Raw genomic sequence first — 14,137 nt, forward strand, 5'->3', positions numbered from 1 at the left:
CCTTATAAACAAAAGCGAACATTCCCTTTGCGCCCATTCGCGGCGGTTTTTCCTCGTCTGAGACACTTGGTGGAGTGGCGGGAAAGCGAACCACTGCTGCGTGTCCAGTTCGTCGCAGGGAAAGCAGGTGAGCTGATTCAGACCGCCGTAATAGCGCTGTGCGCCGAGGCTTTTAACAAAAATTTCAGCCAGTTGCTCTGTTGTGCGAGCTAGGAAAGCACCGGCTGGAGCCATCCAGTTCGGCGTGGCAACAGACGTTGCCAGCGCTATCCAGTGCCACATCGCAACGCTTTGTCAACGCCTCCCGCAGGCGCTCTCTTGCCCTGCGGATCCTGGCTTTTGCAGCGGGAAGCGAAAGGCCTCTGGAGTCCGCATAGGCCTCCTGAGACATCGGGCCCAGATCACAGGCCTGCAATATGTCCCGCTCACTCTCCGCCAAATCCGGCAGAGTCGCGTCGATGCAGGCATCCAGTTCATCCACCGGTGCCCGATCCGGTGCGCGCTCATCCGGTAAATGATCCGGCACCGGCACCCAGTCCTTGCGCAGCCGGTGGCTGTCGGTCAGTGCGTTACGGGCAACCCGGAACAGCCAGGCGCGGGGGTTCTGCAATTCACAGAACCCGCGCCCCTCGCGCATGGCCTTGAAGAACACATCCTGCAGGACATCGTCCGCCATCGCTGGCTCTTTGATCTGACCGATCAGAAAGCCGCGAAGCTCTGCCTGATGATCGTGCCAGGCCTGTAATACACAGTCGAATGTCATCTCGATCCACTCACTTCAAGGGGCAGGACGAGGCCCCCGCCGCCATTGTTTATTCCCTATTATGCCTCAAGACGAAGAGTCGCACCGCTTGATCCATATCTGGCATCGCCGGAACTGCCACGGAGGGTTCATCGTCCCCTCCGGATCAGCCATTTTTTTCGGAATAGGGGAGTATCCTTTAACGACACGGTTCGTCTTCCACTCAGCAATCCATTTTCAACAGGATAACAAGGGCGCCTGCGACCATGTTTGAAATATTCACGCTCCTCGCCAACTGGCTGGCCTATGACCTGGTGGGGCTGAGCCCGGACACCAAACTGGGCAGCTCCCTCCATTTTTTCATTGAAGACACCACCAAGATCCTGTTTCTGCTGGTCGTGATGATTTATCTGATCGCGCTGGCAAGGGCCTCTCTCAATCTGGAACGGGTTCGGGCCTATATCCAGCAGAAACATCGATTTATGGGTTATGTGTTCGGCTCCGGATTTGGTGCCATTACCCCGTTCTGTTCCTGCTCCAGTATTCCGCTGTTCCTGGGCTTTACTAGCGCCGGCATTCCCCTGGGCATCACCATGGCTTTTCTGTTCACCTCGCCCATCATCAATGAAGTGGCCGTGATCATGCTTTGGGGCCTGCTCGGCTGGAAGTTCACCCTGGCCTATATTGTGATTGGCATGGCCGTTGGCATTATCGGCGGTATGATTCTGGATGCGGTAAAGGGGGAGCGTTGGCTGAAGGATTTTGCCGCCAAAGCCTATCAGGCAGCCGCTGCCGAAACCCGGGAGCACGACGTTGATGTCCCCGAGGCACCAAAGCTGACCATGGCTGAAAGGCACCAGTTTGCCAAAGACGAACTCAGGGAAATTGTCGGTCGCATCTGGAAGTGGGTGCTCATCGGTGTTGGCCTGGGCGCGGCTTTGCACGGCTTTGTGCCGGATGGCTGGTTTGCTGAGAACCTCGGCAGCGGCCAGTGGTGGAGTGTACCCGCGGCTGTGTTCGCGGGCCTGCCCCTGTATTCCAACGCCACCGGCGTGATACCGGTCATGGAGAGCCTGATTGTCAAGGGCCTGCCGGTGGGCACCACGCTGGCCTTCTGTATGGCCACCGTGGCGGCCAGCTTTCCGGAATTTATCATGCTCAAGCAGGTCATGACGTACCGTCTGCTGGCCATGATTTTTGTGATCCTGCTGGCCAACTTCATGGTGGTCGGCTGGATAATCAACGGGATTGGCCCCTGGCTGTTTGCCGGGTTCTGATCAAAACGTCGAGCATGAAACAACCAGACTGGAGAATCTTATGAAACGTGTCGAAGTACTGGGTACCGGCTGCAAGAAGTGCGTTACCACTGCTGAGAGCATTGAGCGCGTGGCTCAGGAACTGGCCCAATCGGTCGAGGTCATCAAAGTTACCGATCCGGCGAAAATCATGGCGTACAAGGTGATGTCCACCCCAGCGGTAGCGATTGACGGCAAGGTCGTGCACAGCGGCTCGATCCCCGAAAGGAGCAAGATTGTCGGCTGGCTGGAATCCTGACCCGCTTTACCGAATGGCCCTGCCCGGTGAGTCGTTCGACCTGGTGAAAACAAAGGAGCACACATGAGTTCAACGGCAGTTGATGTCCTGGTGATCGGTGGTGGTCAGGCCGGTTTGGCAACCGGCTATTTTCTTCGGCGGCACAAGCTGGATTATCAGATTCTGGACCGGGAGCCGGCGCCGGGTGGCGCCTGGCGGCATGGCTGGGATTCCCTTCAGTTGTTCTCGCCAGCGCAATGGAGTTCCCTGCCTGGCTGGCAGATGCCGGAAACCGAAGATGGCGAATGGCCGCAGCGGGATGAAGTCATCGACTACCTGGCGCGGTACCAGAAACGCTATGACATACCGGTCGAACGGCCGGTGACCGCGGCGTCCGTTACCCGAGGGGCCAACGGTCTGGCGGTTGAAACCGATCGTGGCACCTACCACGCAAAAGTCGTTGTCAGCGTCACCGGCACCTGGAGTCAGCCCTTCATTCCTCAGGTGGAAGGCATCGGAGACTACCGGGGGCGTCAGGTTCACTCCGCCCACTATCGGCGCCCTGAGGATTTCCGGGATCAGCGGGTTCTGGTGGTTGGCGGGGGCAATTCCGGCGCCCAGATCTATGCGGAGGTTTCCAGGGTGGCCAATGCCATCTGGGTCACCCGGCATCCACCGAAATTTCTACCGGACGACGTGGATGGCCGCGCACTCTTCGAGATGGCCACAGAGAAGTGGAAAGCTGAGCAGGAGGACCGGGAATACACCCCCGCGGGCACCCTGGCGGACATCGTTATGGTACCGCCGGTCAAGGAAGCCCGGGAACGGGGCGTGCTGGAAACCCGTCGAATGTTTACCCGCTTTACGTCACAGGGTGTGGTCTGGCCGGACGGCGAAGAGGAAGCCGTTGATGCGGTGATCTGGTGTACCGGGTTTCGTCCCGCGCTGGCTCATCTTGAAGGCCTCGGCGTGGTGGAGGCCGATGGCCGGGTAGATACCGAAGGCACACGCTCCGTCAAGGAGCCCCGTTTATGGCTGGTGGGTTACGGCGACTGGACCGGATTTGCCTCTGCGACCCTGCTGGGCGTCATGCGCAGCGCCCGGGCCGCTGCGCGTGAAATCAATGACTATCTTGAGGGTTCCTGAGGGCTTAGTGGCTCTCCATCACCGGACGCTCCTCCGGTAGCATCACCGACAACAGTGCCGCGGTTGCGACCAACGCTGAAGATATCCACAAGCAGGCTTCCAGCCCGTATGCCTGATAGACCCAGCCAGACAGGATGGTACCCAGCAAACGGCCGGCCGCGTTGGACATATAGTAGAACCCCACATCCAGCGAGACGCCATCGCCCCGGGCATAGCTGACAATCAGATAACTGTGCAGCGAGGAATTAATGGCAAACGTCACACCGAACACCAGCAAGCCACCGACCACCACTACCTGGGCCGACCAGCCGGCCACCAGCGCACCAGCAATGCCGGCTGGAATGAGCGCCAGTACCGCCGCCCACAGCACGGCGCCGGATTTGCCGCTTGAGTGGCCGGTGATGCGCGGCGCGATCGTCTGAACAAAGCCGTAACCGATGATCCAGCTGGCCATAAAGCCGCCGACTTGCCAGTGATCCCAGCCGAAGACCGTGGCCATGTAGACCGGTAGCGCGACTACAAACCAGATATCCCGGGCACCGAAAAGAAACATGCGGGCCGCAGACAGCACGTTGATGGCCCGGCTTTTCGACAGAATATCGCTGAACTTCGGCTTGGCCTTACTCTTGCCCAGATCCTGCCCGAGCAGGAACAGGCTGGCCAACCAGACCAGCCCCAGCGCCACGGCCATGATAATCACCGCGCCCTTAAAACCGGCGGCCATCAGCAGCACACCGCCGAGGAAGAAACCCACACCTTTCAGGGTGTTCTTTGAGCCCGTGAGGATCGCCACCCACTTGTAGAGGGTGCCCTGCTGCTCATCCGGCACCAGCAGCTTGATGCCGCTTTTGGCTGACATCTTGTTCAGGTCCTTGGCAATGCCGGAGAGCGCCTGGGCCGCCATGACCCAGGGCACCGTCAGCATGGCCGCCGGTACTGCCAGCATACCCAGTGCCACAATCTGCAGGAACAGCCCGATGTTCATGGTGCGGTTCAGACCCATACGAGCCCCCAGATAACCGCCCACAAGGTTGGTGACCACGCCGAAGAACTCGTAGAAGATGAATAGCAGGGCAATTTCCAGCGGCGAGTACCCCAGCTGGTGGAAATGCAGCACCACCAGCATCCGCAGCGCACCGTCTGTGAGGGTGAATGCCCAGTAGTTGCCGGTGATGACGAGGTACTGTCGGATGGAGGTCGTCATATCAGGCAGAGCCTACCAGGCGAGCCAGCTCGACGGTCCGGTTCGCGTAACCCCATTCGTTGTCGTACCAGGCGTAGATCTTCACATGGGTACCGTTGACCACCATAGTGGACAGGGCATCGACAATGGATGACCGTGGGTCGGTTGTATAATCAATCGACACCAACGGGCGCTCTTCGTAGCCCAGAATACCTTTCAGCTCACCTTCGGCGGCTTCTTTCAGAAGGCGATTGACTGTTTCACAGTCCGTGGGCTGCTCAACTTCAAACACGCAGTCCGTCAGTGACGCATTGGTCAATGGAACGCGAACTGCATGGCCGTCGAGCCGGCTTTTCAGCTCCGGGAAGATCTCGATGATGGCCGTGGCCGAACCCGTGGTTGTGGGGATCAGAGAGCTGCCACAGGATCTGGCCCGCCTCAAGTCTTTGTGGGGCGCATCGAGAATCGTCTGGGTGTTGGTCAGGCTGTGAATGGTGGTGATGGAGCCGTGCTTGATACCCAGCTTCTCATGAATCACCTTCACCACCGGAGCGAGGCAGTTGGTGGTACACGAGGCAGCCGTCACAATGCGGTCGTTAGCGGGGTCAAAACTCTTGTCGTTTACGCCAACCACAATATTTCTGGCACCGGCTTCCTTCACTGGGGCAGTTACTACTACGCGCTTCACACCCTGATCCAGATACCCCTGCAGCACCTCGACCGTCTTCATTTTGCCGCTGGCTTCAATCACCAGATCACAGCCGGACCAATCCGTTTCCGCAATGGTTTTGTTGCGGGTAACGCGAATCCGCTGCTCGCCGATCATGATATGGTCGCCGTCCGCCCCGGCCTCGTGGCCCCAGCGGCCGTGTACACTGTCAAAGTTCAGCAAGTGCGCCAGCGTGTGTGCATCCGCGCCAGGGTCATTGATCGCGACAAACTCCATGTCCGGCCACTCCCAGGCCGCCCGAAGGGCCAACCGGCCAATCCGGCCAAACCCGTTAATACCTACCTTGATCTTGCTCATAATGGACTCCTTGGAAGCTCTTTTATCAATGGATTCATGGTCATTTCAGACAAGCCGGATACCGGGCCGGTCAGGTATCGCCAGAAGTGCCGCTTTCTCCCGTTGTGTCAGCCCGGGGTTACTTTCCGCTGTCTCGTCCAGAACCCGGAGCACCCAAGGCGGCAACTGGGGATGCAGGTAATAAAAGACCCACTGCCCCCTGCGCTCCGTCTCCAGCAGTCCGGCCTCCCTCAGCGTTGCGAGGTGCCGGCTGATTTTCGGTTGCGGGGCATCGAGCGCTGCGGTCAGCTCGTTGACGCAGAGCTTCTTCTGATCGCGGATCAGCATCAGCATGGCCAGACGAAGCTCCTCTCCTAATGCCCGGAATACGTCAGCCGGTTTGTAATCCATCGGCTTCATCCCGGTTTCTTTCTGGTGCACCAGGGTGAACAGCCCGATTCGCTCCTTCAGTTCTTTGAGAGTGAGGGCAAAGGTCGCATGGCGGTTGCTGGGGACCGGGTCCGGAAAATCCCATGCAATCTGCTGGGCCGACGGACAGACGCTGCCACATTCGTTGGCGGCCTTCTCACAGAGTGTAATTACGTAATCCCATTCTGCCTGCTGCAGATCAGCCAATGACTTGCTATGGAGTCCGTCTACCTCGATTCCGGATTCTTTGAGCACCTGCAACGCCATGGGATGGGGCTCGGCAGGCTCAGTGCCGGCACTGGCAACTTCAAAGCGGTCGCCCGCCATGTGTTTTAACAACGCCTCAGCCATGAGAGAGCGGGCGCTATTGGCGGTGCAGACAAACAGAACTCGGCGCTTCATATGCGGTTTTCCATATGTTTTATATTCTACATATACCGTTTTTTGGATAGTATCTGAGGTCATCGACGATGTAAACGTGTGCGAGGACACGAGCACCTGAGTCTGAAAAAAATTTTCTGAAGGCAGTATCTTTCTGGCAAGAGGTTCGTCTTCTTATCGAACTCTACGCCGACCATTTTCTTGAATTAAGTCGTACAAAACTGAGGAGCAACATGGGTAATTCAGACCTGCCCAACGTCAACCCGGAATTCTTTGTAACCCCGACCACCGCCCAGGTATTCGCGGACAAACCTTCCACTCACGCACCGCGCATCCTGCTGCTCTATGGCTCGTTGCGCGAGAGATCGTTCAGCCGGCTGGCCGTGGAAGAAGCCGCCCGCCTACTGGAGGGCATGGGTGCGGAAACCCGCATTTTTGACCCCCGCGGCCTGCCCCTGGCGGATGCCGAGGATGCCTCGTACCCGAAAGTTCAGGAACTGCGGAACCTGGCGGAATGGTCCGAGGGTATGGTGTGGTGTTCGCCGGAACGCCACGGCGCCATGACCGGTATCATGAAAACCCAGATTGACTGGATCCCGCTCTCAATTGGCGGCATGCGCCCCACCCAGGGCAAGACCCTGGCCGTGATGCAGGTTTGTGGCGGCTCCCAGTCTTTCAATGCGGTAAACCAGTTGAGGGTGCTTGGCCGATGGATGCGCATGGTCACCATCCCCAATCAGTCGTCGGTGCCCAAGGCGTTTATGGAATTTGACGATAACAACAGGATGAAACCGTCGCCCTATTACAATCGCATCGTCGATGTCATGGAGGAACTGGTGAAATTCACCCTGCTGATCCGGGATCGTAGCGACTACCTGACCGACCGGTATTCGGAGCGGGTAGAAAGTGCTGAAGAAGTCTCCAAACGCGTCAACCAGCGGTCAATGTGAGGGAAGGGCGATGAATAGCAGCACCGAAATGACCCAGGCGGAAAGCTCTGGCGAAGGCATGGATCTGTTCGGCAGGTATCTGTCGGTGTGGGTGGCTCTGGCCATCATCGCCGGCGTGGCGCTCGGCCAGTTTGCGCCGGTGATACCGGAAACCCTGTCCCGTTTCGAATACGCTCAGGTCTCCATTCCCATCGCCATTCTGATCTGGGCGATGATTTTCCCGATGATGGCACAGATTGATTTCAGCGCCGTGGTCGGAGTGAGAAAAGAACCCAAAGGCTTGGCCATCACCACCACCGTCAACTGGCTGATCAAGCCCTTCACCATGTTTGCGATTGCCTGGTTCTTCCTGATGGTGGTGTTCGAGCCATGGATTGCCCCGGGACTGGCCAGCGAGTACCTGGCCGGTGCGATCCTACTGGGTGCGGCTCCGTGCACTGCGATGGTCTTCGTCTGGAGCTACCTGACCAGGGGCGATGCCGCCTATACGCTGGTGCAGGTGTCCCTGAACGACCTGATCATGTTGTTTGCGTTTGCACCGATTGTTGTGTTCCTTCTGGGCATCTCCGATATCGAAGTACCCTGGGATACCGTCATAATTTCCGTGGTGCTGTACATTGTCATCCCGCTGTCCGCCGGCTACCTGACCCGACGCAAGTTGATTGCCCGCCGGGGACAGCGCTGGTACGACGAAGTGTTCATGGAGCGTCTCGGCCCTGTTACCCCGGCGGCACTGATTGTCACCCTGGTACTTCTGTTCGCCTTTCAGGGTGAAGTGATCCTGAACAATCCTCTGCACATTCTGCTGATCGCCGTGCCATTGATTGTCCAGACCTTCCTGATTTTCTTCCTGGCCTACGGCTGGGCTCGTTTGTGGAAGGTGCGCCACTGCATCGCGGCGCCCGGCGCCATGATCGGCGCCAGTAATTTTTTTGAACTGGCGGTGGCCGCAGCCATCGCGCTCTTCGGCCTGCAATCCGGCGCAGCGCTGGCCACGGTAGTGGGTGTTCTGGTGGAAGTACCGCTTATGCTGATGCTGGTAAAAATAGCCAATCGCACGCGGAACCGGTTTCCCGCCTGATTGAACAACGTTAAATCATCGGAGCGATAAAGTCCGGCACAATTCCAGACTGCGAAATGCAGTCTGGAATGTTCATGCCCTGCAAGGCGCCTTCTGCTGTTATCAGCATGGTTTTCATGCCTGCGGCCTGGCCGCCCAGAATGTCTGTATGCAGTGTGTCACCCACCATCAGCACATCGACCGGGTCAACGCCTTTCAGCGTTTCCAGTACTGAATCAAATGCGGGTCGATACGGCTTGCCGAAAAACTCCGGCTCTATGGCGGACTGGCCCATCAACAGGTGCGCGAAGTAACCGGGTTCCAGAGTCAGGCAATCGCCTCTGGGGGCGACCAGGTCGGGATTGGCCACGAGCAGCGGGCGCGGGTGGCGCGCCAGGCTCTTGGCCAGCGCTTCCTGAATTTCTTCATTCCAACCCTCACTACTCAGGAAGATAAAACCGTCCAGCCGGTCCAGATCGTCTGCCCGGATGCCTGGCCGGACCGGCAGCCAGTCGACCCCCAGGGTATCCGGAGCGGAAGATGCGGGTGAAAGGACACCGAACCTGCCTTTGCGGAGTTGGCGAGATAACGACTGCTCAAGCACCGAACGGCTGGAAATCAGTTGATCATGCCCGATATCGAAACCCATACTCCGGTACTTCGCGACAAGCGCGCTGTGGCTGGCAGTGGCTGCGTTGGAGAGGATCCTGACGGTCTTGCCCCGTTGCTGGAGCTGTCTGATCCGGCTTATGGCTGAAGGAAAGGCCCGGGGGCCTGCGTTCAGCACGCCAAAGGCGTCGAATACAAACACCTGGAAATGGTCGAGAAGAGGTTCGAGTGATTCCAGTTCCCGTGTGCAGGGAGCCTGTTCCGACGGCAAGCCGGCAGGCAGAGTCTTGCGGATGCGCTGATATTCGGCGAACGCCCAGGCAGGGGAAGGCGTCAGGCCAGCAAAGGAAATCGGGTGGGTATCGATCATCGGCTTAGAGTACCGCCTCACGAACCTTTGCGGAAACCCATTCCGAGAGCACGACGGTTCCAAGAATCACGATGAAGATCATGGCCACCTGATTCCAGGCCAGGGTGCTCAGGGAGGCGTTGAGTTGTATCCCGAGCCCGCCAGCGCCCACCAGCCCGAGAATGGTCGATTCACGGATGTTGATGTCCCAGCGGAACACACTGATGCCCCAGAACGCCGGCAGAATCTGTGGCACCACCGCGTAATCGATCACCTGAGCGCCTGAGGCTCCGGTGGCCCGCACAGCTTCCACCTGTTTATCGTCGATCTCCTCAATGGCCTCATACAGCAATTTGGCAATAAAGCCGATGGACCGCAGGCCGATTGCGACGATGCCCGCGAGCAGACCGGGACCAATAATCGCTACCAGCAGAAGAGCCCAGATCAGAGAATTGATGGAGCGGGAGGCGACAATAATAAAAAGCGCCAGCGGTCTCACGAATCGGGTACTGGGGGTGGTATTGGTGGCTGCCAGAAACGCAACAGGCACAGCGATCAGAATGCCCAGCAGGGTGCCAAGGGTAGCAATGTTGATGGTGTCCCAGAGTGGTTCCCAGAGATTGTTAATGTAACTCCAGGCCGGTGGGAACATTCGGTCGCCGATGTCGGCGGCCTGGTCCGGCGCATCAATGACAAAGGCCCAGATAGTATTCTCATTCATGACCTGCCAGCAGAAAACGGTAAGGGCAACAAGCCAGAACCAACCGAGCCAGCGCAGCAGGGTCTGCTTCGGAGTCCGGAACTGCCAGGATGATTGTGCCCCGGGAACCTGAGTGTTCACTGTACCCACCTGCGGATGTATGAGGACGAGTATTCCACCACCAGAACAATGGCGATGATGATGATCAGGACGGCCCCTGCCGAGTCGTACTCGTAACGGTCGATAGCAGTGTTTAGGGTCGCCCCGATACCGCCGGCGCCGACAATGCCAATCACCGCGGATTCCCGGAAGTTGATGTCCAGCCGATAGAGGGACAGCCCAACCAGACGGGGCATGACCTGGGGTTGAACCGCGTAATTGACCACCTGCCACCAGCTGGCCCCAGTGGCCCGGATAGCCTCAATCTGGCTACGGTCGCAGTCTTCAATTTCCTCAGCCAGCAGTTTGGAAAGGAAGCCGATGGTGGCGAAGGCCAGGGTCAGAAACCCGGCAAAGGGACCAAACCCGAACATGGCGACCAGCAGGATGGCAATGATCACTTCCTGAAAGGATCGCGAGACGGTGATAATGCCTCGACAGGCCAGGTATACCGGCGCCGGCGCCAGGTTGCGGGCCGCGCCAATGCCGATGGGCACGGAAATCAGGATGCCAGCGACGGTGGACGTCACGGTCATGGTCAGGCTCTCCATCAGGCCGGCGTAGATATCATTCCAGCGCGAGGTGAAATCCGGAACCAGAAAGCCCTGAACGAATCGCCAGCCGCGCTCCAGCCCCAGATAGACACGCTGCCAGTCAACCTCAACGGTCTGAATGGCCAGCACCAGGTATACAAGGCCACCAAGCAGGATGATCTTCCGCCATACAGGATGTGTCAGCAATACCGGAGGTCGTTTCCAGCGGGTAGGATAGGATTGGGCCATTGGCGCTTCAGCCATTTACACCCCCTCCGCAAGATCGACCGCCGGTGCTTCCGGATCCGTTGACTGTTCGGCGTTGTCGCCACGCAGCTGGGTCCAGTCTTCATCCCCGTAGATGGTGGTCAACACCTCATCGGTGAGCGCATCCGGCGCGCCGTCGAACACAATTTCGCCAGCCTTCAGGCCGATAATCCGGTCCGAGAACTGTTGTGCGAGCATCACATCGTGAATGTTGATGATCGCGGGCAGGTTGCGCTCCTGACAGGCGGTGCGAATCAGCCGCATGATCTGCCGGGAGGTCTTCGGATCGAGGGAGGCTGTGGGTTCATCCACCAGTAGCAATTCCGGGTTCTGCTCCAGAGCCCTGGCAATGCCGACACGCTGCCGCTGGCCACCTGATAGCGCATCCGCCCGTTTGTTGTAATGATCGGCAAGGCCGACCCGATCCAGCAGGGAGAAGGCCTGTGCGATATCATCCGGGCTGAATTTTCGCAGGTAGGAGCGCCACGCTGGCACATAGCCCAGCCGACCCGACAGCACGTTTTCCATCACGGTCAGGCGTTCCACCAGGGCGTATTCCTGGAAGATCATGCCAATCCGCCGCCGGGCGCGACGCAGCTCCCGACGATTCAACCCGGTAAGCTCAGTGTCGCCCAGGGTGATTGAGCCCTGGGTGGGCTCCACCAGTCGATTGATGCAGCGGATCAGGGTGGATTTGCCCGCCCCTGAGGGTCCGATCAGGCCCACCACCTGGCCTGCCGGAACTTCAAAGCAGGCGTTGTGGAGGGCCTTGTCGCCGGTCTTGTAGGTTTTCGAAACCTTGTCCAGTTTCAGCACTTGGTACCGCCCGGCCTGTTAACGACAGTTGTAAGCAACACCGTTGGCTGCGTCGATCTTGCGAATCACTTCCCAGTGGTTCTTGAAGGTGATGGGCACAAACTGGGCTTCACCGGATTTCGAGAACTCTTCTTCCAGCGCAGTGCCGTCCCAGTTGAAAGAGAAGAACGCGTCCTGGATTTTTTCCTGCAGTTCCGGTGTCAGATTGTGGGCGATGCCGTAACCCGTGGTGGGGAAAGTCTGGGACTTGTACAGACTGACAATCTGGTCTTCGCTGACCACATCCCGGCTGAGCATCCGGTTGAGCACCGAGTTTGCAACAGCGGCAGCTTTATAATCCTTGTTGGCAACACCGAGGATGGAGTTGTCGTGCTTGCCAGAGAACACCGGCTCGAAATCTTCACCGGCGATCATGTTGTAGTCGGCTTTGAGAATGGCGGAAGGTGCTTTGAAGCCGGAATTGGATGTCTGCGAGGTGAAGGCCAGCTCGCCGCCACGAATGTCTTCCACATCATTCACGCCGGAGCCGGGATAGCTGATGATTTCCATTTCATAGCCAAAAGAGCCATCGGCTGCTGCCATCATGGTAAACGGGCGGAAGCCGGCACAGGCGACAGCCAGCGGGTTGGAACCGGTATTGAAGCCCGCGATATGCAGGCGGCCCGCACGCATGGCTTCAATCTGCGCTGCGTTGGACTGTACCGGGAAAAACTGGACATTCTTGCCAGTGGTTTCCGCTAGGTGATCGAGAAACTCGGACCACACTTCTTTATAAACGGCCGGATCTTCTACCGGAGTATAGGCAAAGACCAGGGTTGAGGGATCCACCAGCTTTGACTCATCAGAGGGGATGTCAGCAATCAGGTCGCCGTCGTTGTCTTGGTAACGGCTGTCGAGCTGGAATGCACCATGGGCCAATACCGGTGTGAGCATGGTGGCACAGGCCAAGGTCAGAAGCTTTTTCATTGTTTGTCTCCTCAGATCACTAGGGATAACTCTGAAGAAACCGTAAGCTCAGTTGATGATGTTTTTGTGACAATGATTGTCCTATCAAAAAGGTTCCTGAGGCAGGTTAGAACAGAATTCAGACACTGGACGTATCAATCCTTTCGAAGGCTGACCTGGAACAGCTGAGCCCCCTGAATAACGAAGCGTTACGAAGGTCTATGACTCGGGGGCTCGCGTGTCCAACATCCATTGACGCTAGCCCTGTGATTTTTAGCTTCCAGAACCACTTCCCCGAAGCTGTCGAAGCCGACCCTGACGCCGTAATAGGTCTACCCAGGGTTGGAAAATCCAGCTCTGCCGCGTCACTGCGGACACTCTCAAAAGGGGGCGAGGGAAAGCGTTGGTCGGTCCGCCTGAATGTTCGCTTTGCGACCAGGTTGGACAACAGGAAACAATTTCCTGAGCCATACTTAATGGCCCTTACCTTCCAAAGAGGGCCACACCATGACACTTCTTATCAGCAAAGCTCCCTGGAATAAGGGAAAGCTCGTTGGCCAGAAACTACCGCTCAAACTCGAACAAATATGGGCTATCCGTATTCGGTTGGAGATTGCTAGGAACATCCGAGAGCTGGCGATGTTCAACATGGCAATTGATTGCAAGCTCCGGTCCTGCGATTTGGTAAAGCTCTTGGTTCGAGATATTTCCAGAAATGGAGAGGTTCTGGATCGGGCGCAAGTCACTCAGCAGAAAACCAGTCAACCTGTTCAATTTGAGATAACGAAAAAGACGCGCGAATCGGTTGAAGCGTGGATAGAATTGCGCGGACTCTCAGGTATGGATTATTTGTGGCCGAGTCGGATGAGAAAGTTCGACCACATCACTACCCATCAATATGCCCGTCTCGTCAAAAAATGGATAACCAGCATTGGACTTGATCCTTCAGTCTACGCAACCCATTCGATGAGACGAAGCAAAGCTACATTGATCTACAAGAAGACCAAAAATCTGCGAGCTGTACAGTTGCTGTTGGGGCACACGAACATGTCGAGCACCGTGCGATACCTTGGCGTTGAAGTCGAGGACGCTTTGGAGATAGCCGAGAGCATTGAGATCTGAATGCGTAACCTGGCTACTTGGTCGCTAGATGTTGCAGACGCTGCCAGATCCGGTCGATGGTCACCTTCGGGCTTCGATCAGGCTCCTTCAGTCGTTTAAACCCTGAAGTCAAACAATAAGTGCAGCACCGCTCGTTGGTAGTGCCCCGGAATATTCTCCCCAGAACACCTCCGCCGGTGTGCGGTACCCCAGCCGTTTTCTGGGGCG

At 57.5% G+C, this 14,137-nt stretch carries 15 protein-coding genes; 6 read left to right on the plus strand and 9 right to left on the minus strand.

Features of this window, described 5'->3' with window-relative positions; genetic code table 11:
- Nucleotides 1–184 precede the first annotated feature (184 nt).
- A complete protein-coding gene (locus tag MLD24_RS06435) occupies nt 185–763 on the minus strand; it encodes a sigma-70 family RNA polymerase sigma factor (RefSeq protein ID WP_248165373.1) in 579 nt (192 codons plus the stop codon).
- A 245-nt stretch (nt 764–1,008) separates the two neighbouring features.
- Between MLD24_RS06435 and MLD24_RS06440 the strand changes: the two genes are divergently transcribed.
- The 3 genes from MLD24_RS06440 to MLD24_RS06450 all read left to right on the plus strand — a co-directional run bounded on the left by MLD24_RS06440 (nt 1,009) and on the right by MLD24_RS06450 (nt 3,421).
- Nucleotides 1,009–2,019, plus strand: a complete 1,011-nt coding sequence (locus MLD24_RS06440; protein WP_248165375.1) for a permease — start codon at nt 1,009–1,011, stop codon at nt 2,017–2,019.
- A 40-nt stretch (nt 2,020–2,059) separates the two neighbouring features.
- Entirely contained in the window at nt 2,060–2,296 is a 237-nt protein-coding gene (locus MLD24_RS06445) for a thioredoxin family protein (protein WP_248165377.1), read from the plus strand.
- A gap of 63 nt (nt 2,297–2,359) precedes the next feature.
- Nucleotides 2,360–3,421 (plus strand): ArsO family NAD(P)H-dependent flavin-containing monooxygenase, encoded by a 1,062-nt coding sequence (locus MLD24_RS06450; RefSeq protein ID WP_248165379.1) that lies wholly within the window; start codon nt 2,360–2,362, stop codon nt 3,419–3,421.
- A gap of 4 nt (nt 3,422–3,425) precedes the next feature.
- Here MLD24_RS06450 and arsJ read toward each other — a convergent pair whose 3' ends face one another.
- Genes arsJ through MLD24_RS06465 form a run of 3 tightly spaced genes read right to left on the minus strand, consistent with a single transcriptional unit; the run spans nt 3,426 to nt 6,504 of the window.
- Nucleotides 3,426–4,625, minus strand: a complete 1,200-nt coding sequence (gene arsJ / locus MLD24_RS06455; RefSeq protein WP_248165382.1) for an organoarsenical effux MFS transporter ArsJ — start codon at nt 4,623–4,625, stop codon at nt 3,426–3,428.
- Between the two features lies 1 nt (nt 4,626).
- On the minus strand, nt 4,627–5,631 hold the full coding sequence (locus MLD24_RS06460; protein WP_248165384.1) for an ArsJ-associated glyceraldehyde-3-phosphate dehydrogenase: 1,005 nt from the start codon (nt 5,629–5,631) through the stop codon (nt 4,627–4,629).
- 45 nt (nt 5,632–5,676) lie between these two features.
- The gene (locus tag MLD24_RS06465; RefSeq protein WP_248165386.1) at nt 5,677–6,504 is read right to left on the minus strand and encodes a metalloregulator ArsR/SmtB family transcription factor; all 828 of its coding nucleotides are present in this window, start codon (nt 6,502–6,504) and stop codon (nt 5,677–5,679) included.
- A gap of 149 nt (nt 6,505–6,653) precedes the next feature.
- On the opposite strand from MLD24_RS06465, the gene arsH reads away from it, so the two are divergent.
- Together arsH and arsB are read left to right on the plus strand one after the other, a co-directional pair.
- On the plus strand, nt 6,654–7,370 hold the full coding sequence (arsH, locus tag MLD24_RS06470; protein ID WP_248165388.1) for an arsenical resistance protein ArsH: 717 nt from the start codon (nt 6,654–6,656) through the stop codon (nt 7,368–7,370).
- 10 nt (nt 7,371–7,380) lie between these two features.
- Nucleotides 7,381–8,451, plus strand: a complete 1,071-nt coding sequence (gene arsB, locus MLD24_RS06475) for an ACR3 family arsenite efflux transporter (protein ID WP_248165390.1) — start codon at nt 7,381–7,383, stop codon at nt 8,449–8,451.
- A gap of 10 nt (nt 8,452–8,461) precedes the next feature.
- On the opposite strand, the gene MLD24_RS06480 is transcribed toward arsB, so the two are convergent.
- From MLD24_RS06480 to phnD, 5 genes are read right to left on the minus strand one after another with little or no spacing between them, the layout of a single operon-like run.
- Nucleotides 8,462–9,409, minus strand: a complete 948-nt coding sequence (locus tag MLD24_RS06480; RefSeq protein ID WP_248165392.1) for an HAD-IIA family hydrolase — start codon at nt 9,407–9,409, stop codon at nt 8,462–8,464.
- A 4-nt stretch (nt 9,410–9,413) separates the two neighbouring features.
- Nucleotides 9,414–10,229, minus strand: a complete 816-nt coding sequence (phnE, locus tag MLD24_RS06485) for a phosphonate ABC transporter, permease protein PhnE (RefSeq protein WP_248165394.1) — start codon at nt 10,227–10,229, stop codon at nt 9,414–9,416.
- Nucleotides 10,226–11,044, minus strand: a complete 819-nt coding sequence (phnE, locus tag MLD24_RS06490) for a phosphonate ABC transporter, permease protein PhnE (protein WP_248165402.1) — start codon at nt 11,042–11,044, stop codon at nt 10,226–10,228. The genes phnE (MLD24_RS06485) and phnE (MLD24_RS06490) overlap by 4 nt, the downstream gene beginning before the upstream one ends.
- Nucleotides 11,045–11,863, minus strand: a complete 819-nt coding sequence (gene phnC / locus MLD24_RS06495) for a phosphonate ABC transporter ATP-binding protein (protein ID WP_248165404.1) — start codon at nt 11,861–11,863, stop codon at nt 11,045–11,047.
- Nucleotides 11,864–11,881: 18 nt separating this feature from the next.
- Nucleotides 11,882–12,829 (minus strand): phosphate/phosphite/phosphonate ABC transporter substrate-binding protein, encoded by a 948-nt coding sequence (phnD, locus tag MLD24_RS06500; protein ID WP_248165406.1) that lies wholly within the window; start codon nt 12,827–12,829, stop codon nt 11,882–11,884.
- Nucleotides 12,830–13,315: 486 nt separating this feature from the next.
- On the opposite strand from phnD, the gene MLD24_RS06505 reads away from it, so the two are divergent.
- The gene (locus MLD24_RS06505; protein ID WP_248165408.1) at nt 13,316–13,930 is read left to right on the plus strand and encodes a tyrosine-type recombinase/integrase; all 615 of its coding nucleotides are present in this window, start codon (nt 13,316–13,318) and stop codon (nt 13,928–13,930) included.
- The last annotated feature ends 207 nt before the right edge of the window (nt 13,931–14,137 follow it).

The organism is Marinobacter xestospongiae (assembly GCF_023156385.1).
Lineage (GTDB): Bacteria > Pseudomonadota > Gammaproteobacteria > Pseudomonadales > Oleiphilaceae > Marinobacter > Marinobacter xestospongiae.

Bases quoted from the DNA above. Each gene is read 5' to 3' on its own strand.
- arsH (WP_248165388.1), top strand. From the start codon at position 6,654: ATGGGTAATTCAGACCTGCCCAACGTCAACCCGGAATTCTTTGTAACC.
- MLD24_RS06480 (WP_248165392.1), bottom strand. From the start codon at position 9,409: ATGATCGATACCCACCCGATTTCCTTTGCTGGCCTGACGCCTTCCCCT.
- arsB (WP_248165390.1), top strand. From the start codon at position 7,381: ATGAATAGCAGCACCGAAATGACCCAGGCGGAAAGCTCTGGCGAAGGC.
- MLD24_RS06460 (WP_248165384.1), bottom strand. From the start codon at position 5,631: ATGAGCAAGATCAAGGTAGGTATTAACGGGTTTGGCCGGATTGGCCGG.
- MLD24_RS06505 (WP_248165408.1), top strand. From the start codon at position 13,316: ATGACACTTCTTATCAGCAAAGCTCCCTGGAATAAGGGAAAGCTCGTT.
- MLD24_RS06435 (WP_248165373.1), bottom strand. From the start codon at position 763: ATGACATTCGACTGTGTATTACAGGCCTGGCACGATCATCAGGCAGAG.
- MLD24_RS06450 (WP_248165379.1), top strand. From the start codon at position 2,360: ATGAGTTCAACGGCAGTTGATGTCCTGGTGATCGGTGGTGGTCAGGCC.
- phnE (WP_248165402.1), bottom strand. From the start codon at position 11,044: ATGGCTGAAGCGCCAATGGCCCAATCCTATCCTACCCGCTGGAAACGA.
- MLD24_RS06465 (WP_248165386.1), bottom strand. From the start codon at position 6,504: ATGACCTCAGATACTATCCAAAAAACGGTATATGTAGAATATAAAACA.
- MLD24_RS06440 (WP_248165375.1), top strand. From the start codon at position 1,009: ATGTTTGAAATATTCACGCTCCTCGCCAACTGGCTGGCCTATGACCTG.
- phnD (WP_248165406.1), bottom strand. From the start codon at position 12,829: ATGAAAAAGCTTCTGACCTTGGCCTGTGCCACCATGCTCACACCGGTA.
- MLD24_RS06445 (WP_248165377.1), top strand. From the start codon at position 2,060: ATGAAACGTGTCGAAGTACTGGGTACCGGCTGCAAGAAGTGCGTTACC.
- arsJ (WP_248165382.1), bottom strand. From the start codon at position 4,625: ATGACGACCTCCATCCGACAGTACCTCGTCATCACCGGCAACTACTGG.